General features: G+C 43.5%; 19 protein-coding genes and 1 pseudogene. 1 reads left to right on the forward strand and 19 read right to left on the reverse strand.

What is annotated here, in order from left to right:
* Window positions 1-103: 103 nt before the first annotated feature.
* The 17 genes and pseudogenes from KB559_RS15865 to KB559_RS15950 form a co-directional block, all read right to left on the reverse strand.
* Window positions 104-1,702 (reverse strand): type I restriction-modification system subunit M, encoded by a 1,599-nt coding sequence (locus tag KB559_RS15865; protein WP_211022914.1) that lies wholly within the window; start codon window positions 1,700-1,702, stop codon window positions 104-106.
* A 36-nt stretch (window positions 1,703-1,738) separates the two neighbouring features.
* A complete protein-coding gene (gene fic, locus KB559_RS15870; protein WP_211022915.1) occupies window positions 1,739-2,356 on the reverse strand; it encodes a protein adenylyltransferase Fic in 618 nt (205 codons plus the stop codon).
* A gap of 19 nt (window positions 2,357-2,375) precedes the next feature.
* Complete coding sequence (locus KB559_RS15875) at window positions 2,376-3,587, reverse strand: restriction endonuclease subunit S (RefSeq protein WP_211022916.1); 1,212 nt, start codon at window positions 3,585-3,587, stop codon at window positions 2,376-2,378.
* A 146-nt stretch (window positions 3,588-3,733) separates the two neighbouring features.
* Window positions 3,734-6,943 carry a type I restriction endonuclease subunit R gene (locus KB559_RS15880; protein ID WP_211022917.1) on the reverse strand — a complete coding sequence of 1,070 codons (3,210 nt, stop codon included), beginning with the start codon at window positions 6,941-6,943 and terminating at the stop codon, window positions 3,734-3,736.
* Window positions 6,940-7,515, reverse strand: coding sequence for a restriction endonuclease subunit S (locus KB559_RS15885; RefSeq protein ID WP_211022918.1), 576 nt, complete (start codon window positions 7,513-7,515; stop codon window positions 6,940-6,942). The genes KB559_RS15880 and KB559_RS15885 overlap by 4 nt, the downstream gene beginning before the upstream one ends.
* 254 nt (window positions 7,516-7,769) lie before the next feature.
* Window positions 7,770-8,415: pseudogene (locus tag KB559_RS25195) on the reverse strand (IS3 family transposase); the annotation flags it as partial.
* Between the two features lie 332 nt (window positions 8,416-8,747).
* Window positions 8,748-9,368 carry a 7-cyano-7-deazaguanine synthase gene (locus tag KB559_RS15900; RefSeq protein WP_211022921.1) on the reverse strand — a complete coding sequence of 207 codons (621 nt, stop codon included), beginning with the start codon at window positions 9,366-9,368 and terminating at the stop codon, window positions 8,748-8,750.
* The gene (locus tag KB559_RS15905) at window positions 9,355-10,710 is read right to left on the reverse strand and encodes a nucleoside 2-deoxyribosyltransferase (protein ID WP_211022922.1); all 1,356 of its coding nucleotides are present in this window, start codon (window positions 10,708-10,710) and stop codon (window positions 9,355-9,357) included. Before KB559_RS15905 ends, KB559_RS15900 begins: the two co-directional genes overlap by 14 nt.
* Window positions 10,700-11,050 carry a hypothetical protein gene (locus tag KB559_RS15910; protein ID WP_211022923.1) on the reverse strand — a complete coding sequence of 117 codons (351 nt, stop codon included), beginning with the start codon at window positions 11,048-11,050 and terminating at the stop codon, window positions 10,700-10,702. Before KB559_RS15910 ends, KB559_RS15905 begins: the two co-directional genes overlap by 11 nt.
* A gap of 106 nt (window positions 11,051-11,156) precedes the next feature.
* Complete coding sequence (locus tag KB559_RS15915) at window positions 11,157-11,621, reverse strand: NUDIX hydrolase (RefSeq protein ID WP_211022924.1); 465 nt, start codon at window positions 11,619-11,621, stop codon at window positions 11,157-11,159.
* Window positions 11,622-11,954: 333 nt separating this feature from the next.
* Entirely contained in the window at window positions 11,955-12,506 is a 552-nt protein-coding gene (locus tag KB559_RS15920; RefSeq protein WP_211022925.1) for a hypothetical protein, read from the reverse strand.
* A complete protein-coding gene (locus KB559_RS15925) occupies window positions 12,506-12,838 on the reverse strand; it encodes an STAS-like domain-containing protein (RefSeq protein ID WP_211022926.1) in 333 nt (110 codons plus the stop codon). The genes KB559_RS15920 and KB559_RS15925 overlap by 1 nt, the downstream gene beginning before the upstream one ends.
* A gap of 13 nt (window positions 12,839-12,851) precedes the next feature.
* On the reverse strand, window positions 12,852-13,910 hold the full coding sequence (locus KB559_RS15930) for a hypothetical protein (RefSeq protein ID WP_211022927.1): 1,059 nt from the start codon (window positions 13,908-13,910) through the stop codon (window positions 12,852-12,854).
* A gap of 659 nt (window positions 13,911-14,569) precedes the next feature.
* Window positions 14,570-16,123 (reverse strand): 23S rRNA (uracil(1939)-C(5))-methyltransferase RlmD, encoded by a 1,554-nt coding sequence (rlmD, locus tag KB559_RS15935; protein ID WP_247681871.1) that lies wholly within the window; start codon window positions 16,121-16,123, stop codon window positions 14,570-14,572.
* Window positions 16,124-16,674: 551 nt separating this feature from the next.
* A complete protein-coding gene (locus tag KB559_RS15940) occupies window positions 16,675-17,556 on the reverse strand; it encodes a diacylglycerol kinase (protein WP_211022929.1) in 882 nt (293 codons plus the stop codon).
* A 53-nt stretch (window positions 17,557-17,609) separates the two neighbouring features.
* Window positions 17,610-18,413 (reverse strand): sirohydrochlorin chelatase, encoded by an 804-nt coding sequence (locus KB559_RS15945; RefSeq protein WP_247681872.1) that lies wholly within the window; start codon window positions 18,411-18,413, stop codon window positions 17,610-17,612.
* A gap of 2 nt (window positions 18,414-18,415) precedes the next feature.
* Complete coding sequence (locus tag KB559_RS15950) at window positions 18,416-18,706, reverse strand: YerC/YecD family TrpR-related protein (RefSeq protein ID WP_091230469.1); 291 nt, start codon at window positions 18,704-18,706, stop codon at window positions 18,416-18,418.
* Between the two features lie 249 nt (window positions 18,707-18,955).
* Between KB559_RS15950 and KB559_RS15955 the strand changes: the two genes are divergently transcribed.
* Window positions 18,956-19,456 carry a hypothetical protein gene (locus KB559_RS15955; RefSeq protein WP_211022930.1) on the forward strand — a complete coding sequence of 167 codons (501 nt, stop codon included), beginning with the start codon at window positions 18,956-18,958 and terminating at the stop codon, window positions 19,454-19,456.
* Window positions 19,457-19,475: 19 nt separating this feature from the next.
* Here the strand turns inward: KB559_RS15955 and corA are convergent, their stop codons facing one another.
* Window positions 19,476-20,435, reverse strand: coding sequence for a magnesium/cobalt transporter CorA (corA, locus tag KB559_RS15960; protein ID WP_211022931.1), 960 nt, complete (start codon window positions 20,433-20,435; stop codon window positions 19,476-19,478).
* 91 nt (window positions 20,436-20,526) lie between these two features.
* Window positions 20,527-21,516 (reverse strand): inorganic phosphate transporter, encoded by a 990-nt coding sequence (locus KB559_RS15965; protein WP_211022932.1) that lies wholly within the window; start codon window positions 21,514-21,516, stop codon window positions 20,527-20,529.
* Between the last annotated feature and the right edge of the window lie 78 nt (window positions 21,517-21,594).

Raw genomic sequence — 21,594 nt, forward strand, 5'->3', positions numbered from 1 at the left:
GTCTTTAATTACTTATCGGCAATGGTGCTTTACTGGTTAAGTTGCATACGTCTGTATTCAGGCAAAAAAATACCTGGACGCGAACGTCCAGGTCATAAAAATCTTACACATTAATACCCAAGATTCTCAACTGTTCATTGATTTTAGCTTCAAGTTCAGCAATTTCTTGTTTGTCCTGCTCTAATTGCTTAATCACTTCATCAAGATCGATGGTTTGCTCTTCTGCAGACGTATCTACGTAGCGAGGAATATTTAGGTTGAACTCGTTTTCTTTAATTTCTTCAAGCGATGCTACGTGAGCGTATTTATCAACATCCACACGATTTCGGTACGTTTCAATAATCTTATTGATGTTGTTATCCGTAAGTTTATTTTGATTCTTGCCTTTTTCAAATTCATTGCTTGCATCGATAAACAAGATGTTTTTTGTTTTGCGATTTTTCTTGAATACCAGAATCGTAGTCGGGATACTTACGCCGTAAAACAAGTTGGCAGGCAACCCTATAACTGTATCAAGATAGTTTTTTTCAATAATGGTTTGGCGAATCACGCCTTCTGCTGCACCACGGAACAAGACACCGTGCGGTAATACAATCGCCATGGTTCCCGTATCATTTAGATGATACAAGCTGTGTAAAATGAAGGCATAATCCGCCTTGGTTTTAGGAGCGAGTTTACCGTATTCACTAAAACGCGGGTCTTTCAACTTTGTTTCGCTATTATCCCAATGAGCAGAATAAGGAGGATTCGCAACCACAGCGTCAAAAGAGCGCGGGTGGTCGATTCCTTTTTCATCCGGTCCGTCAGGCCAATCGCTTTCAAGCGTGTCCGCATTAGACAGAGTCATGTTGTTAAATGAAACGCCATGCATCATCAGATTCATGCGAGCCAAGTTGTAGGTTGTCGTATTCTTTTCTTGCCCAAAGAATTTAATCGCCCCTGGCTTATGTCCTCCAGGCAACTCCCCTTGAACGGTTAAGAGCAATGATCCAGATCCACACGTAGGGTCATACACTGCAAAAGTCTTGTCCGATTCTTCTACGCCATCCGTGACGATTTTAGCCAATATTTTAGAAACTTCATGAGGTGTGTAAAACTCTCCACCTTTCTTCCCTGCGCTTGCTGCAAACTGACCGATTAGATATTCATAGATCGCGCCAAGAATATCTTGTCCATCTTCACCTCTGTAATCAATACCATCAACCAGCTTTACGATCCGGGTCAGTGATTTCGCACGTTCATTTGTAGAAGAACCAAGACGAGAGTCTCCAAGGTTGATATCGTTAAACACGCCACGAAAATCATTTACGGCTTCTTTGTTTAATTCAGCGTTCTTATTGAAGTTGTCAAACATCGTTTGATAATCACTTGGGATCACCATACTGTTGTCAATTTTATTAACTAAGGATGCCCATGTATCAAGCGGCGCAATGGCATAACCTAAACTTGAGGATATATCCTCCAAGTAGTCCTTCAAATCGTCGCCCTTCGCTTGATCTAAATAGGCCTGATTGATCGACTCGCCTTCGGCAACATCAAGAATATTATTTTCAACTAAATATCGTTCCTGATGCTCGGACAGATAACGATAGAACATAAAGGCTAGAATGTAGTTCTTGTATTCTGCAGCATCCATGCTTCCACGAAGCTCGTTTGCCATAGCCCACAGTTTTGTTGTAATGGTTTGTAGTTTATTGCTCATAGTGTTGTTATCCTCCTAGATATACAATCCTCACATTTAGTGCTCGTTTTTGAGGTTTTCCGTTTTATATACGTTGTACCCCTCATAGAGATAGCTTGCGTCGATGCCCTTCATATAAACTTCACGGTCGTTGATCTTATCTGTAAGCGCAGCTTTAAGTAGCAGCTTGATTTCAATGTCCTTAATGGGACTTCTTTCCATAGCAAGCATATAATCCTCTTTATCAACCTTACTCCAATCAACAACTTGCCTCAGTTCCTTTTTTAATATCGTATCAAGCCATATCCGCATGCTTCTTCCATTACCTTCTCTGAAGGGGTGAGCCACATTCATCTCCACATATTTTTCTATGATTTCGTCAAAGGTGGATTGCGGCATTTTTGCGATATTATCAAGTGCAGCTTCAAGATACATAACGGGTACGAATCGAAAACCACCCTTTGCGATATTTACATCACGCACTTTTCCGGCGAAGTCATAAATGTCTTCGAATAGACACTTGTGAATTTCGGATAAAGACTTAAATGTTCCGACCTCAAATGTATCTAACAAACCCGTTTCAAACATTTCAAGAGCTTTTTGCTTGCTGACTTTTTCCTCCACACGAGCAAGTTCCAAGGAATCGGTAATTCCTAGCTTGTTTTCTAAAGCCATAACTTAATTAATCCTCCTATCAAACAAACATTTGTTGTAGAAGTACTTTCTTCTGTTCTTTCAAGTGTTCCAGCTTACGCTGATGAAGGGTGATGAGGTGGTCGAGATCACGGAAAAACGAGCCGATTTGCGACTGTTCCTGCGCAGAAGTCGGATAGCATATTGTTGTTTTGGCTAGATTCGTCCGGCTTATCGAGAGGACCTTGATTCCCTGCATGATCGGTAACAACTGTTGACGATATGATGGTGAGTTTATATAGTATCCTAAAAAGTTGGGCTGCATGTTCACCTTAGGTCTGCAAGCTATTGTATGTAATCCTGATACTACAGGAATGCTTGTAATTCCTGCTATTTCAGTAGCTTTGCCAACGGTTGTATCCTCGGCGGCATCGGCAAACAGCACATCACCGTTTTGGAGAAGATGACTCTGATAATCTGAAACCTCCGCTCCTGTAATGAACGGAATCACATCTTTGCAGCAATCAGTAACGGCACCATATTTGATGAGAATATCACCGTAATGGACGTTCTTTATTTTTCCGTCATCATAGTTCAAATCAGCTCTTGAAAGAGTATTGCTCGGTAACGGATCGAACATTGAATCAAACCTACGCTGTTCCCAAGCGTCAGTGAATCCAGGGAAACGAACTTCAGGAAAATCTTCACCATCTTTCGAAAACATTTTTTGGAGCAAGCCAGCCTTCAAGTTTTTCACGTTATTTAACTTACGCTGATGAAGGGCAATAAGGTGGTCGAGCTTGCTGAATAGTACTGATATTTTTGATTGTTCGGCCTTAATTGGCACCATTGTTTTTAGCTCAATAAGCTTCCCAACGGCTAATCCCGGTTGCGCTGATTGACCAGAATACTGACCTAAATTCATTTTTCCAAACAAATAGTATAAAAAGCGAGTTTCGTTTTCATAATTTGCACTTACAGCAACTGCGTGTTCCGTAAAATAAGCTTTTCCACAGGAATATTGCATATTCCCACATAAGGCTCCTTGACGACCAATAAGTGCAAATTCACCATCATGATTGTATTTATTTGTATACCCTCGAATGCCGTTGCCGCCGTAGACCGGATATTCGCCTAATGGGGAAATATCCGAAGCCTTGATAAACTCTCCACTGCGGAACTTATTGCATAGATCCCCCAACTTATGCTGTTCCCAAGCATTAGTGAAACCCGGGAACCTTATTTTTGGTACATTAACTTTATCTTCACTCATTTCAGTTCTCCTTGTATGCCCTAAATTTAGAACCCTTTTTGCATCTTCCTTGCGGTATATACATTTTTTTTTGCACAAGCCACTTTTTCTATAGATCGAATGGTAGTTTCCAAGTTGGAACTAACCATCTTCCTTCTACGACCCTCTTACCTCTCTGCCAATTCATCCGCTAGTTCATAAATCGCATCGCGCAAACCGTTTCGATACTTCATTTTAGGCAAGGATTGCACTCCTTCGTCAAGCGCAAGTGTCATGTAGTTAGAACTGGCTTGAGTGATGATGTCACGGATTTGACCGGTATCATCCAAATCTTTCTCACCGTAGCGATGGCGGCTGAACAACTCACGCATCCCGGCACTTGTGATAATTTCCGTGATCCCCCACTTCACGCGGAAGTCAAGGAACATTCGATCCAAGCTAACATTGTTGGCTTGCTGGATGATCTGTTCACTGTCATTTAGCCTTGCAGGATACTTGAAGTCAAATCCTGCAGGGGGAAAGTGGCCTTTCATAATTGCGTCCGCTGCATTCATAATCTTGGCTGCATAGTTGCGATCATCCAATCCATTCGCAAATTGGTTGATTTTCTCCTGCGTTTCTTTGGCTTCTTCCTTCTTACCTTCGTGAACCTGGTTCAGTAATTGTTCAACGAGTTCCGTAAGGTAATCATAGTCCACTTTAACATCCTTCACGTGAGTCATCCGCAGTTCGATTTGGTAAAGAGGAATCTGCTTCTCTTTAGCAATATGAGACTTAAGTTCATTGGTTAAGACCGTGGTCAACATTACTTCTTGCTTGGAAGTCATCCCTAACTTCTCTAGTAACTCATCTGGATCGTCATAGTTAAATCCAACTTTTTCGCCATCCACTTCTTCAGGATCATATTGCTTTAATTTGGCCATGCCCCTGTTATATTCACGGAGCAAATCAAGCATATCATCCTTTTGCTTCTCAGAAGGCGGTAACTGTTGAAACTTCATCGTCATGCTGCTTAATTTTTCAACAACTTGTTTCACTTCGTGAAACACATCTTCAAACGGTTTGGCAATGATCCCGTCTTTTTCATTAGAATTGCGTTGTTCATCTTCAGACAAAGTAGCTGAATTTTTATTGGCATAAACAGCGAGCGCTTTATTCATCAACTTCTCGTTGTGCGCGGGCCAGCGGTAATTGACTACACGTCCCCAAGGTTTCCCTTGCATATCCGCAATCCGGTTCGTTCGTGAATAAGCCTGGATTAACCCAGCACCTTTTAAGGTTCGATCCACATAAAGCGTGTTCAGCTCAGGCGCATCAAATCCTGTTAATAATTGATCCACCACGATCACCAAATCGAGGAACTTACCATCTGAAGCAGATTTATTCAAGCGTGAAGTCACGTCCTGGGTGTAGCCCGAAACATCATCCATCCCGAAAGCTGTACCAAATTCAGCATTATAAGCCTGGATGGCCTCATACAAACCTTGATTTGTAGCAAGCATGCTATCATTATTCGATGAATTTTGACTGAACGTCACGGCAACTTTTAGAGTCTGACCGCCGTTCTTCTTATTTTCTTCATTAACACGTTGAAACTCCTTAAAATACATCATCGCCATTGGCGTGCTTGCTTTCCCGCCGCCCACGTGCGTCGTAAACAAAGCATTATATTTGCCTTCATTAGAACGGTTGCGCCAATGTTTGAAAATATCCTCCACGACCAGTTTGACATGATCCAGATTCTCATCGTAGAAGCTGGGTTCAACCGCATCATCCATGTCTTCCTGGGATAGATGGCCTATTTTCTGTTGAATTTGCTCATCCTTCCATTTTGGATAACGTTCACGGTAAAACGCAGGAAGATAGACTTCCTTCATCTGTTTTTCGTCAATCGTTGTCTCAAAATCAACCTTGAAACCTAAAACATTCCGGTCCGCAATCGCCTCACGAATGGTATATGCATGTAATAACGGGCCAAAAATATCTTCCGTTCGAAGCCCGGTCGTTGTCTCATCAAACATTGGCGTTCCTGTATAACCAACCCAGGCCGATCTCTTAAAGGCTTCCTGGATATTTTTGAAGGAGTCGCCGCCTGTGGAACGATGTGCTTCATCCACGATAAACACGATATTCTTGTCTGGAGCTTGAAAAGATTTACGTTTCACCAACGTATCCAGTTTTTGAACGGAAGTCACAATAATGCCATTGTCTTTACTTTTCATCTTACGGCTCAAATCGGTTGTGTTATCTGTGTTTTGAACGCTGCCAAATGTGTCTTCCGTCGCATCCGGGTCGTAGGCTCTATAATTTTCATTCGTTTGCTTGGTCAAGGCAATTCGATCGACCACAAAGACAACCTTATCCACTTTCGGCATCCGGCTTGCAAGCCAGGCCGTCTTGAAACTGGTAATGGTTTTACCCGATCCGGTGGTATGCCATATGTAGCCGATTTTATTTATGCCGAATTCAAAATCAGCACGTTTCAATCTCTCGATCACATTTTGTGTCGCGTACACCTGATAGGGACGCATCACCTTCAAGGTTTGTCTATTCTTTGTTCCGTCCAAGATCATGTAGTTGGTAGCCATTTGATGCGCCATTGGAATGGACAGCATGGAATCCGCAAATTCCTTCCAACTGCGTACGATCGTATTGTCACTCTTGCGCTGCCAGTTAAACGCGAAGTCCTTATTAAATTTATCTGATGTCGTATTTGCCATGTACTTCACATTGTTCGGTGTGATGGCCACCAGGATTTGCAGAGTTGAGAAAATATCACGATACTGGTTTTCATTCGCATATTGTTTCATTTGATTGAGCGCCTCATCGACATTACGGGTATCACGCTTTTCTTCAATTTGAATGATGGGCAGACCATTAATCAGAAGAGTTGTGTCAAAATATCGAGTTTGTTTCCCTGTGATCACTGCCGGACGTTTAATTTGATTGACCACTTGATAAACGGTCTCCCCGGCCCCGATCTGTTTTTGATCAAAAACTGTAAGGAACACATGACGTCCATCGTCCAAATCAATCTCGATTTGCGACACCCCGTTTAAGCCGTACAGGAACTGCCCCGCTTCATAAGGGGTCTTAATATCCGAGATGATCTTCTTCACTTGATTGAATTCCACAACACTTAAAGGATGTTCAAGCGTGTTCTGATTGTGTTGTTCCAGAATTGCCTTAAAATTATCCCAGAGCTGTGCCGTAGTCTTAATATGCGGTTCATATTTCCACAGTTTAGTTTTTACTATGTAATCAACATTGGATTCTTTGGTGCCAAAATCGCTTATTCCATCTAGATGTTCTTGTCTGGTAATTGTGCCGCTCGAAAGATATTGAATTAATTCCGTTTCAAATTGATTCTCGGTCATTTATGGATTGCCTCCTTGAGCTTTTTGATTAATACAATAATTTCAAAATTAGCCGCCCTTTTCTTTAATGCTTCTAGTCTCAGTTGGTAGAAATAAAGATCACCGATCATCCGCTGTTTGTCTATGGTTGGCAAATCCGGCAACTCAAGCTCTTTCACTTGTTTCAGCGTGTATTTTAGAACTTGAGAACCCTGCAATCCCATTTGAAACTGTTTTTTGATGGATTGATCTTCATTAAGCAAGAAGGCAAGATATTTTGAATCTATCTTATTGCCAACCACTAACTTGACGTAGTTTTGTGTGTATAGGTACCCCTTATGATTCACACTAACGATGGAAGATTTCCCCGATATCAAACTGAAAACAACATCATCTGGATATAGTGTATTGACCTTATCGAAAGTTCGCACTTGTTTGCCGTCACTACCATTAGAATCCATACCAACCAAATCCGCTTCAAGATCGGATTGGCCATAATAGTTGTAAAGTGGCGCTGTAATATCAGACGATTCTTTAATTCTAAATTGTGGCGAACCACTAACAAACTCCACCAAATCCTCTAATCTAATCATATGAATTCGTGCCTTTCTTAAATTAATTTTTTCTTGTTGTTTCCATTCTATCTAACTGACTATGAAAAGGCAATTTTTTTAATTTTTTAAAATTACATTCTCGCATGAGGATTTACTCACTTCTATATAAAAAAGTTGGCTGCCCCCTAAAGAGCAGACAACTTATCCTGGTTAATATGACACAAGGCTATCGCGGGACTGATTGGATTCTCAACATTAAATCAGACATCCTTTTTAAGGGCTGCTTGGCGATACTAAACAGGCGTCATGTATCCCAGAGATCCATGAATTCGATGCTTGTTAAACCAGTTGACGTAGTCGTACAGTTCCAACAGTAGGTGATCAAGGCTCTGGAACTCCATTCTGATGGATGAACTCCGTTTTCATGACCTTGTTGGTGGCCTCCGCCACAGCATTGTCATAAGGACAACCCTTCGCGCTTAACGACCGACCGATTTCAAAGGTCTCAGAAGCTCGTCCATCTTCTGATTTTCAAACTCACTTCCACGTTCCGTATGAAACCACTGGATTTGGCTCAGGTCGCCTTCTTTCGTAGCAAAGGCGCGAAACCAGAGCAGCGTCCTTATGTGGACCTGCACTTTGGCCGATGATCTCTCGATTGAACAGGTCAATGAGGACGCAAATGTAGTGCCAGCGGTGCTGGACCTTCACATACGTCAGATCGCTAACGACGAAGCGCTTAGCTCCAGCCTGGTCAAACCACGATCTAACACATTCGTCATAACCGCCTCATTGCAGGCCGTTTTGTGGGGCTTAAACTGGGCAATGGTATAAGGTGGAGACAAAGCCTTGCTCGCGCATAATGCGGCCAATACGGCGTCTGGACACGACGAGTCCTTGTTTTTGGAGCTTGGTTTTACTTTTTTGGGTAACTATATTTAAGGTATGCCTCTGTAGTTATCTTAAGATAGTCGTTATTTACGCTTATATAGCCTTCGTCTTCCTACAATTTGGATAATTACTGAAGCCTCAGAAACCTGCACTTTCATTGTCATCTTGCTTAACCATTGAAAACCTGCATTATGCAGATTATAACTTTGACTGTAACGTCGGCAACCTTTGTTGATACTCACTACGGAAGAGTAATATTTATATGATCATAGGAAATATACTCATTCTTTCGACTATGTAAAAAAAGCACCCATTATAATGGGTGCATTACTTGATTGAAAATATTTCTATTGGACAGGTGAAACTTGTTTGTTAAATTGTTATAGATTATTTAATGCATTAATCCTATCCACACAATTAGGACAAACCCCGCAGTGGAATTTACTACTTGCTTGACAGGAATAAGTAATTGCTATTGGCACCTTTAATTCTAAGCCTAATTGAGCTACTTCAAGTTTTGAATAATCTCGGAAGGGCATACATACTTTAACACTTCCATAACCTTCTAATAAGGTACCTAATTGATCAAAAAAGCTTTTAGAACAGTCAATTTCCTTGGCATGATTAGAGTTAATGAACGCTGAGTATACCTCAGCTATACCTTCCGTTTGAGCTAAAGATGATGCAATGGATAGAAACAGCAGGTTTCTGTACGGAAGATATAAATCATCCGCTTCCACTTCTTCGTTCCATAAATCCGGTTCATTTATCATACGAGAGTTAGAGTTGATATATATATCTCCAACCCTAACCACACGTATATCTTTTTTAAACTCTTCAGGTATAACTTTTTGAAGTGTATTGAATTCTTCTTCTTTGAAGTGCTGACCATAGTCTATAAATAAAGGCAACACACTTTTCCCTTGTTTTTTTAACCAGTAAGCCATAACAGTCGAGTCTAAGCCACCCGAAGCCATCAACAAGGCATCAAATTTTTGCATCTAAGATCTCCTGTTCATTTTTTGCTATTAACTCATAAACTGTTTTTATTACGTCATCAAGTGTATAACAAATTTGGTTTACAGTCTTCCTTAAGAACAAGTTCCGTGATTGTTTGTATGGATCAAATAATATGGTACTTTTTCCTTTTGCCGCCATCCATCCAATTTCTACGTATGTTCCAGGGTCATCGTTGAGAAGAACAGCCACTAGAATAGAGCATTTCTCTAAGAGAAGCACATCATTAATATAAGCTGTCATTTGTTGTTCAAGCGACTCATTACCACGTATTAAACCATTCTCTTTTACTGGCCTATGTGGAGTGAAATTATGATAAGTTAAGGAATCAGAAAGCTTATCAATCCATCTCACATCAACATCGGGAAAATCTGGAGCTGCTATATATACGTGATGCTTCTTTCTATCCTCCCAAGTTAATGAGGTACCAGTAAGTGCTTCCAGTTCGCTGTCTTCAGGCAGATTTTCTATACTTTTTTTAAACATTGTATGATCCCAAGTACTTGAGTACCAGGAAGCAATATAAGAAGCTATTTTTAAAGAGAGTGTTTCCTGTTTACCAGTTCTTATGTTACTTAAAAAAGTAGAATTAAAACAATCCCCTACTCCGACAGAATGCACCGTTTCTGTTAAAAATGCTGGAGTTGAAATTACAGTGCCGTTAGAAAAAAATCTTGATCCTCCTCTATTTTCCTTTAATAGAATTCCTTTTGCTTTTTCTGATCCTACATTCATTATTAATTGTTCTGAGCTACCTAAGCATTCTGATAAAAAATAGCTTGATGAAGTTGAAATGATAAATGTTTCAAGCAATATTCCGCTTTCTAACCACATAATAAGATGATTTATACCATATTGAAAATCAATATGAATCGGCGTCTTGTAAATCTTTATTACTTTAAGCAAATCAATTAATGAGTAATTGCCCGGGTATATCAAGATATCGGAATAATCGTTATTTTGCAATAATATTCTCAAATCGTTAAGCTGAAACGCTACCTCACTTTGCTCTCTAAGTAAATCATTATAACCCTGGTCGGCAACCTCAATTGAATCAGTAATGAGCATTACATTAGGGCAATTTTTCACATCACCAATTTGAACAACTGAACTTGCATTTAATTCTGTTTTGAAACTTTCAATACTTTCCTTTAGATACCCAGGAGCTATGTAAGCAAGATCGTATTGCTGTTTTAATGCATCCATAGCCCGAGCAGTATGGAATATACCACCCAATCTAAGCAACCTCTGATTTCCAGCCAACTCATTTAAATGCACATCAGTATATACTTCGCCAATTATTAAAAATTTCGAACTATTCTGCATTTAAATCAACCATTACTCTTGGTATTGGATTGACTACACTATAGGTAACTGTTCCCATATAAGAGATACCTTGCTTCATACATGCTAATAAGTAGCTGTATTTACTAGGAAGATTCCCTATAATTATTTGATTTTCAGAGCTTATTACAACAACACGCCCATTTACCAATTCCCTCTTAACTTCAATTAAATGCATAAACGGTGGTACCTCATTTAATTCACTATAGTACTCAGAACGAGCTACTTCCTCTAGCTCAACTCCTTCTATTGCTTTTTTACAAAGATCATTATTTGGTGACTTCTTTAAATCTCCAAAAGACCCATAACCTGAACTTCCCATATCTATCTCTCCTATCTTTTCACATTGATACTATTTATACACATAACTTCTATAATCCTGCCAAGTAAAATCAAAAATAAAAAAATGCCCATAAATATAGGCATTTTTATACTTGTAACGATATATCACAAACCTCTAATAATTCTCTATTATAAACTAGCTTACCAGTTATAATTCCTTCACTTTCCATAATATATGGAAGTAAATACGTTGTACTGGCAGGGATAATTTTGCTATTATAAATTTTATCGATTTCGATCCAATCTACTTCTCCTTCCGATGAAGGCATGAGTTCACCGTTATAGTTATTGGAATCGAAAAGCATTAAAAGCTGAGTGTTTTGCTGTCTACTCAAGCTAGAAACAGTCATCACACCTCTAAATCTCACTTCATTGAGTTGAAGCCCTGTTTCTTCAAAAACCTCTCTTAAACATGCTTCTATAGGAGTCTCTTGGCCTTCCACTTTTCCACCAGGTGCGTTCCAATATCCTTTAAAAGGAGTCTTTTCTCTTTTTTGTACAAGTATTTTATCTTCATCTCTAACTACACAGAGTGTAAAAATACTACTCACTATTCTCACCTCACCCTATAATAGTTAGAATTCAATAATTAATGTAACAAAAATCAAAAAAATATGAAAGAGAACGCATGTGCCTCCAGTCAGTATAATGTCCATCTTCGAATATTTCTTTTATTTATAAAACACTATTGCCTAAATATTTTAAATATAGAAAAAAATCAGGGCATTCAATAACGAATGCCCTGAGTAATGGAAAGGAGTTATTAAAGCGAATCACAATTTGGAATTAACGCACTTATTTTGATGACAGCTACCTTGTTTTTTTCAATATTTATCACTAATTATCAACCAAACCCAGATCTTGAATAAACTCAAGATAAAATTTCATGCTTCATTAATTTCTACAGTAAATTTATTAATTAAATTCTCAATCCTGAGCAATATCAATTCAATGTTCTCTAATCCTCTATCATCAATCTGTACTGTCCTTGTACTTTCTACCCACAAATCTTTTACAGAAGCATTCAGTTGCTGAATAAACAAACTATCCCTATTTATTATGTTTCTAGAAACAGTTAGCTCATTCAGTTCATGTAATCGAGCTCTAAGTAGCTTAAATGTTGCATTCTTTTTCGGATAGCTCAATTGATTCCCCTGAATTGCAACTAACTTAGACTCCAAGTAAATCCGGTAATCTCTATAGTATGAAATAAATAAGTCCTTTGTTCCTCGTTTAATTTCTTTTGTTTTTTCAACAAAAAAAGTAATAAAAAGAGCAAGTAGAACTGTCATAACGAGAGTTAACAAATCAGTCAGGTTAATCTCGTTTTCGAATTTAAATAGCCTCGATTTTATAATCCAAGCAGCAGTTGCACCGCCTATAATAAAACTGAATATTACTACAATACAGTAAATTAATACTGCTCTGTACTTCATTAAGAGACACTCCTAGTATCTTCAATATATTCAGTAATATCATCTATAAGATAAGGTTCTTCATTGGAAATAAATTCAAGATGATTTAACATCTTTTCTGCTCCATATATCCTAGCTGCCCCTCCAAATGCTTCCTCTAGAAAACTAGTACCATAACCAAAGGTACCGTCTAAATTTACAATTAACTTTACATTTTCATTAAATGCTTTTTCTAATTTTTCACATAATATTTCTTCTCGGAATTGCTCTCCTGAAAACTCACCTTCAGTTCTACTTCTGGGCCCGGGAGTTTTAGTAAACTCTGAAGCAATTTCAATTCGCAACTTATCCACTGTGTATTCCTCCTCACGCAATGATCTCCCAATACAAAAAAGTACCCTTAAAATTGCAGTCTAAAGAACCATAATAATCATTACTCACATCGGCTACAACATCGTTGGTTATGATATTTAAATTCGTGACAAAACCTCTTTTACTTGCTTCGTAAATACCAGGTAACCCTTTGCCGCGATAATCCAATCCTGTTATAGTTTTGTGTACTTTCCCCTTAAGTATCGATTCTAACATCTCAGAGTGTTTATTAATTTTCATTATCTCCATCATCTTTATATATATGCCGGTAAGCTTAGATGTTTCTGGTTTACTCTTTAAGCTTTCAAAAATCCCAACACCGAAATCCAGAAAAACAAAAGAAACCCTTTTATTCATTCTATCGTGATGTACTGTCAGCCACCACGCTTTTTCTTCCTTATTGGTAGCGGCATGATTATGTGTATTGTGCATAAGTTCAATAAGAATTCTGTACAGACCCTTATTAGTCTCTCTTTGTTCTAACGTATCGGATGTACGCTCGCATATCCATCCAGCTAAACTCGATATAACCTTCATCCCAGGTTTGGTAATAAACTGATTTCGTTTCCCATACACATTTTCTGGAGACTCATTAAATAAAGTTCCAAGATGACTTGAATTTAAATGATCCAAGAAACCAGACGAAATCAGTAACCCCTTAGATGTCCTATCTTTAGGGAAATTACCATTAAACTCGACCTTATCAAGTCTAAATTCAGTCATTTTAGAAAGCAAAACCGTAATTGCTCCATTGTCAATTTCAGTTACATTCTCCAAATTAACATAAACCTTCTTTTTATCTCTAAGTAAAGTATCCAATTTATTTATTATTTGTAATACTGCTTTTGTGTTTTTTAAAAATGAAAATTGTGATGGTACAGTTACATAAACGAATCCTTCATTTTTATGCTTTAAAAAGGTTTTACTGAGACCTTGTTCTCTGCGCAACTTCTGACGCTTCCATCTCTTATGAGCTTGGTTTCTTAAAAATAATTTTCTTGCATGTCTTTCAATGTAACGCTTATATTTCAGTTTTTTTTTCCAAGAGTTCAATTACTCACATCCTAGCTAGAACATGAATTTTAAATACTTATTGAAACTTTATTATACCACATCCGTTCCATACTGTTTATAAGTGATATTACTTCTATTTTTTCAAAAAAAGATCGAATATGCAAATTTCGCCTCATTTATGATATGGTTCACTTTAATTAATCTTCACTATTCTCCCTCTTAGTAAGACCTACTCCTCCTTCGACAGGTGTAACGAAGGAATGAGAGGTCAATTACCCGGCACTAAGTTCCTAACACTAATTGCCCGCTGGACGGCAACGATACTGCAATCCAGCGGACTTATTCTTTATACTTAGGGACGGGGCAGAGAATAAAATAGGACAAGCTATTCGTGCTTTTCTACTTTAGATCTCAAGTCAATACTTTAATTATCTATATACCCGCTTTTACACCATACACGTTACCAATTGAAACTAAGCAGCCTGAGTCACTATGAATACCGAACTCAGCAGCTTAAATTTTGTTTTGTATATGTCTACCTGACAGGGATCACATCAATTCCTTAGTTTCTTCTGTTCATTTAGGCTGAAATCCGGTGGGGTTTTACATCAATTTTACATCAAGTCTGATCTTAAGCATCTGTACCACCAATATTCCAACTCTGTCCCACATTGAAAATCTAATTAAATAAAAGGATTTTATTTCACTGTCTCACTCTTCACCAACAAAGCCACCGATTCCACATGCACCGTATGCGGGAACATATCCACCGGCTGCACCTCCACCGTCCGATACCCGCCATCCTCAAGGATGCGCAAATCCCTCGCCAATGTGGAAGGGTTGCAGCTCACGTACACCACCCGTTCCGGCTTCATCTCCAGGATCGTCTCCAGCAGACGCGGGTCGCAACCTTTGCGTGGCGGGTCGACTACGATGACGTCGGCTTCGATGCCCTGCTCTTTCCAGCGAGGGATGACGTCTTCCGATGCGCCGACTTCAAACGTCACGTGCTTCATACCGTTCAAATCTGCATTGGCGCGGGCGTCTTCGATCGCTTCTTTGACGATTTCGACGCCGTAGACACGATCGGCATGCTGGGCCAGAAACAGCGAAATGGTGCCGATCCCACAGTAAGCGTCAATGACGGTTTCGCGGCCGGTTAGTCCGGCGTACTCCACGGTTTTTCCGTACAACACTTCGGTCTGGACCGGGTTCACCTGGTAGAAAGAACGCGCCGAGATCGCAAACTGCACATCGCCTATATAATCATAAATCACGTCACGTCCCCACAGGACACGGGTCACGTCCCCGAAGATGACGTTAGTTTGCTTGGTGTTCACGTTCTGGCAGATACTGACTACATGGGGGATTTGCTCCCGGATCAGGCCGATCCAGGCATCGGCATGTGGGATATCCCGTCCGTTGGTGACCAGCACCAGCATCATCTCGCCCGTGCGGAACGCCTTCTTCACGACGACATGGCGCAGCAATCCGCGCCCGGTCTCCTCGTCATAGGCGGTGACGCCCAATTCGCGGGCGATGGCCTTGACGCGGCCCACCACATCGTCGTTATGCTCGTGCTGAATCAAGCACGTTTCCATATCGACGATACGGTGGCTGCCGCGGGCGTAGAACCCGCCGACCAGCGCGCCGTCCGTGACGCCGACGGGCACTTGAGCCTTGTTGCGGTAGCGCCAAGGCTCGGCCATGCCCAGCGTCGGCAGCACGGTGATGCCGGGGCCGCGCCCAGCGGCTTCGGCGGCGTTGCTTCCGGCCTCGGGCCCTGCGCCCACCACGTGCAGCTTACCGATGCGCTCCAGCGCATCGACGACATGCTGCCGCTTCCAGGCGAGCTGCCCGGCGTAGCTCCAGTGCTGCAGCTGGCAGCCGCCGCATCTGTCGTAGATCGGGCAGGGCGCGGCCACGCGGTCCGGGCTCGCTTCAAGCACGTCAAGGAGCTTGGCGTAGCCGTACTGCTTTTTCGTCTTGAGTACCTTGACCCGGACCTTTTCGCCTGGAAGCGCTCCTTGCACAAACAGCGTGTAGCCCTCGGCCCGCCCCACGCCTTCCCCGTCATGGTTCATGCCGATGATGTCGATGACGACCTCGTCATTTTTCGCGACCGGCAATCCCTCGATTTGCGGCACATTCCTATTCTCCCCGCGCTGCCCTTGCCGCCCGCTCTCCGTCCGCTTCCCCTTCGAATCCCGCCACGCCTGCTTCTGCCTGTTTTGCCCCTGCTGTTTCGTCATACTCATTGCCTCATTTCTATCCGCTTGAATTCCGCGCTTGCTTTACTCTCATCTTAACCGGAACTTGCCCGTTTCTATCCCGCCGCCTCTAACCGCACAAACTTCTATCCGCACAAAACCCCCGCCGACAGGCAGGGGATCAGCAACAACTCGAACCTATTCACTTCAACTAACTGGACTGTATATCAACTAACTGGATTTTATACATCTAATTTCGCAACTTACGCGTACATGAGCTGATTAACTGGAAAACCTACATCTATTTTTGTGAAAAAAGGACGTTTGCGCTCGGACCCCTCAATTTAGCTGTAGGTTCTACAGTTAATGCTTCACATTTAGCCAATTTCTCGAAATTACCTGTATAAAATCCAGTTAATTATCGGTCGGCACATGAGCCAATAGGGCAAAACCAGCCGGCCAATATACATCATCGGCTACGACGGATAATCCCCGGGATGAGAGCCCTCCCTCATCCCGCCCATCTAGCTAGTTTAACTAACAAAGAGCCACACTCGCCGGATATTTGCCACTTTCGATCATCGAACGCCTTCCTAAGCAAAGATCCGCAAATGCTGCGGAAGAATCTCGAACACGCCCGGCAACTCGCCGCCGAGCTCGCCGTCGAGATTGAGCAGCACGTTGTCCGGCGAAGTCACTTCCATCCGCTGCGTCTTGAAATAGACGACGTGCGTGTCATTGAAGTGATCGCCGCGCAGCGCCATCGTCACCAGGCGGATGAACTCCGCCAGGTTGCATTTCTTGACGGCGATGACGTCAAGCAGGCCATCGTCGATTTGCGCGCCGGGGGCAAGCTTCTCGAAGCCGCCGACGGAGTTGCTATTCGCGATCAGGAACAGCATGAACTCGCCTTCCATTCGATCATGCCCTTCGGCATCAATGATAAGATGGGTCGGCGACAGGCTGGCCATTTTCTCAATGCCCTTCATGTAATAAGCCAGCTGGCCGATCAGAGTTTTGAGCCGGCTCGGCACTTCATAGGTCAGTTCCGTCAAAGAGCCGCCGCCGGCAATATTTATGAAATGGCGCCCATTTACCTTGCCGATATCGATCGGACGGGTTTTATTCTCAATTACCAGATCGCAATAATCCTCCCAGCGCTTGGGGATCTTCATCGCGCGGGCGAAATCGTTGGTCGTTCCGAGCGGAAAAATCCCCAGCGGAGGCAAGTTATCCTTGCCGGCCATCCCGTTCACGACCTCATTCAACGTGCCGTCTCCGCCGGCCGCGATAATGATATCATACCCGCGATCCACGGCATCCGCCGCTTCGCGCGTGGCATCCCCTTCCCCTGCCGTAGCATGGCAGGAGGTTTCAATTCCGGCCTTATCCAGCCGGTCGAGTACGTCGGGCAATAGCCGCCGCATCTCTTCCCGTCCGGATGTCGGATTATAGATCAACCTAGCTCTCTTCATTCCATTAACGCCACCTATTATCCGCATTTATTTATATATGTGTATTTAACCTCTTATTGACTCAATGTCTTCATTATATTCAATATTTGCCCTAACATCCAGCGAGCGAGAAAAGGATGCGGCAGCAAGGCGTCCCCGGAATACCGGAAATCAAGGCCGGTAAGCCTGGATGGAATCGCGGTCTTCGTAAAATAGCCCGCGCTGAGGAAGAGCGGCGCCACAATGACCTCGAAACCCCGTTCCTCATTCCAATAGCTTACCTTGCGCCTTACGCTGTCAGGATTGAGCAGCGCATAATCGGCATCCGCGAGCCCGCTGAGTTCTCCCGTTCGGGCTGCCAACGAGGAAATGCCCCGCTCCCAGCGCTGACGGAAACCGTCGTGAATGCTGCCGTGTCCCACCAGCAGCAATACTTCCCGCTCGGGCTCCCGCGACAAATTCTTCACCTTATCCCAGATCATTTCGGCGATCACAGGGTCGTCATCGATCGGATCACCAAAAAACACGCGTGCGGAGCAACGGAGCCGCTCCATGTCGGTCTCTTTCTCCGGCGTGTTCTTAACGCCAAGGGCAAATGCAATTTCATCAATATGCGTACTCCCGGAGGAAACGAACAGAGGGATTACGATCAGATCGCTTACGCCTAGAGCTTCCAGGCGATCAATGCCATCCTGAATCAGTCTGCCTTCCACCTTTTCCAGAAATGATGCCTCTACCGGAACATCCTGCGGCAGTCCGGCCGCCGCTGCTGCGACGGCCTCATCCACCAGAATGACCCACTCCGGGTCAGGCGAGCCATGACTAATGACTAATACGCCGGGTTTAAAGGGCATGTCCGCCTGGTTAAAAGAATCCATCATTAACGTCCCAAACGGTCCAGCGTCATTTTGTAACCGTCATTGCCGTAATTGAGGCAACGCTTGACCCGGGAAATCGTTGCCGTACTGGCGCCGGTCTCAGCCTCAATTTGGTTGTACGTGTTCCCTTTGCCGAGCATTCTCGCAACCTCAAGACGCTGAGAGAGCGATTGAATTTCGTTGACTGTACATAAATCATCAAAAAAGGTATAGCATTCCTCGATGTCTTTCAGAGTAAGAATGGCTTCGAATAATTGATCAATCGTTTTATCATTCAACTTCTTAAGCTGCACTAGATAATCATCCCCTAATGTTACTGTATCCACAATCCCATTGTACCCGAGCCGAGTCCCCATTTTCAAGCATTAACGGTTTCACGCATCACAGAAAGAACGCCCAAATCCGGCAATCGCCTATCGAATCGGGACATTCGTCTATACGCATTCGCCTCCGGGCACATACAGTGTAGTAAACAAACGCCTATCAAGGGCGGGTTCAACGGTTCAATTTTAACCAAAATATTAATAAAGGAAAGTGATCCAATGCCACATTACCAATCTCCTCACCGGAGCGCAGCGCCGTCTTCTTATCCATACAATGACATTTACCCGGGGATTACCCCTTATGAAGCCACAGACTTACCCCTAACTGCGGAAGCTTCCGCATTTGCGCCATTCTCGCCGGCCGCCGGAAGCTCATTGACCACGCTTCCTGCCGCGACGGCTGCGGATACAGCCACCAAAGCTGCATCCGGATTCTCCCTCGCCAATATCGGCGGCATGATCGAGCGGTTGGGCGGAATCGAAGGTATCCTGGCCACGATGGGCAAAGTGCAAAAGGTCATGCAGACCGTCCAGCAGTTTGCGCCTATGGCCAAAATGTTCGCAGGACTTCTTCCCGGGGGCAAAGGCGCGAAGCTGCTGGGCGGCTCCGGCGGTAAGCTCGATGAATATAAGCCCCGCCGCAAAACCCGGAGCAAAAAAGGCCGCAAGAGCACTTCCGGCTCCCGCAGCCGTAAAAAAACAGGCAGACGCCGCCGCTAATTCCCGGCGGCGTCTTGCTTTATTTGAACCAGCCCCGCTTCAGGAAGGCCAGGATCATCCAGATGCTAAGCAGGCCCATCAGGCCCAGGACGGCAAAATATCCGTATCGCCACTCCAGCTCAGGCATATACGCGAAATTCATCCCGTAAATGCCTGCGATCAAGGTGAGCGGCATAAATACCGTAGTAATTACGGTAAGTGTCTTCATGATCCCGTTCATCCGATTGGAATTCAACGAAATGTAGGAGTCGCGCAAATCCGCGGTCATTTCGCGATCGGTCTCGATCATTTCCGCCAGCTTCAACAAATGATCATGAATGTCCGCAAAATAAGCGCGCGGTTCTTTCTCCCCTTGTATATGCTGCGAATTCAAAATTCGGTACATCAGATCCCGCATCGGAACAATGGTCCGGCGCAGCTTAAGCAGCCGGCTGCGAAGATCAAACACCTGATTCATCAGCACTTCTACGGATTCGCGGCTCCCCTGCTTTTCCAGCTCGTCCAGCTCGTCCTCAACCGCATAAACACAAGGGAAATATTGATCTACGAGTGCATCGATAACCATATAAGCCGCCACAAAAGGTCCCCGTGCCCAAGCCTTCCGGTTCTGCGCCCGGCCCGCCAAGCTGTTCCATACATCATCGATTTCCTTCAGCGCCCGTTGATGAAACGAAACCAAAACCTTGTCCCCGATGAACAAATTCACTTCTTCCGTATTCAAGGTTTCCGGGTCCAGGGCATGAAGGACGAGAAATTCATAACCCTCGTAATAATCGACCTTCGGTCGCTGCAATACATGGAGGCAATCCTCAATCGCCAGCGGGTGGAAATGAAAGAACCGGTCCAGCTGCTCCGCTTCTTCCTCACTTGCCTCGTTAAAATCCACCCAGCTCCAGCCGTATTTTGAATCTCCAATCGACTCGAGCGGAATACCCGTCTCCACTTTATGATCATGCGTAATGCCCATGGCTCGGATCATGCCGTCTCCTCCTTCCTGTCTCCTCTTCAATATATAAAGAAAAGCCAACCCGGTTAGATTGGCTTTCGTGTCTTAAGCTTGATTCATTATATTAGAACAACACCGTGTAAATTAATCCTGCCAACACAGCCACGATTGGAATCGTGATTACCCAGGCAATAACGATCCGTCCGGCCAGCGACCATTTTACGGCCGAGAACCGCTTGGCCGAACCTACGCCGAGGATGGCCGAGGTAATGGCATGCGTCGTACTAACAGGCAAGTGCAGCAATGTTGCTCCGAAAATAACGGAAGCGCCGGTAATATCGGCGGCAAAGCCGTTAATCGGTTCGATTTTAAAAATTTTCGTACCCATCGTTTTGATGATCTTCCAGCCGCCGATCGAAGTTCCGAGTGCCATAGCCGTCGCTGCGGAAAGCTTGACCCACAATGGAACTTCCATATGGTCCTGGTATTTGGCCGTAACCAGCGCAAAAGTGATGATCCCCATCGCCTTCTGAGCATCGTTCGTCCCGTGGGTAAAGCTCTGAATCGCCGCCGTGATGATCTGCATCGTCCGGAAGCCTTTATTGACCGTATGCGGACTACGTTTGGCAAAGACCCATTTGAGTATCATCATGACGATGTAACCAATGACAAAGGCGATCAACGGGGAGAATATCAATCCCTCGAGAATCGTAGTAAAACCGCTCCAGTTCAATTTCTCCGAACCGGCTCCGACAAATACGGCTCCTGCAAGAGCCCCGATCAAAGCATGTGACGAAGAAGAAGGAATCCCGAACCACCAGGTAATCAGGTTCCAGATGATCGCCGCGAGCAGCGTTGCAATCAGTATCTCCAGCCCGTTATCCAGCTTGGCGGGGTCCGCCACACTGCCGCCGATCGTTTTGGCCACGCCGGTAAACATAATTGCCCCGAGAAAGTTCATGACAGCCGCCATCATGATTGCGGTCCGCGGCTTCAGTGCCCGGGTAGAGACTGAAGTCGCGATCGCATTCGCCGTATCATGAAATCCGTTGATGAAGTCAAAAGCGAGCGCCAGTATGATAACGATGACAATAATTAGTAGACTCGTATCCATATCTTTTTTGCACAGACCCTGGTCTCTCTATATCTGAATCCGCGCAATCCCAACCTCCCGAAAATCGATTGTAAACCT

Source organism: Paenibacillus sp. Marseille-P2973 (assembly GCF_018101095.1).
Lineage (GTDB): Bacteria > Bacillota > Bacilli > Paenibacillales > Paenibacillaceae > Fontibacillus > Fontibacillus vini.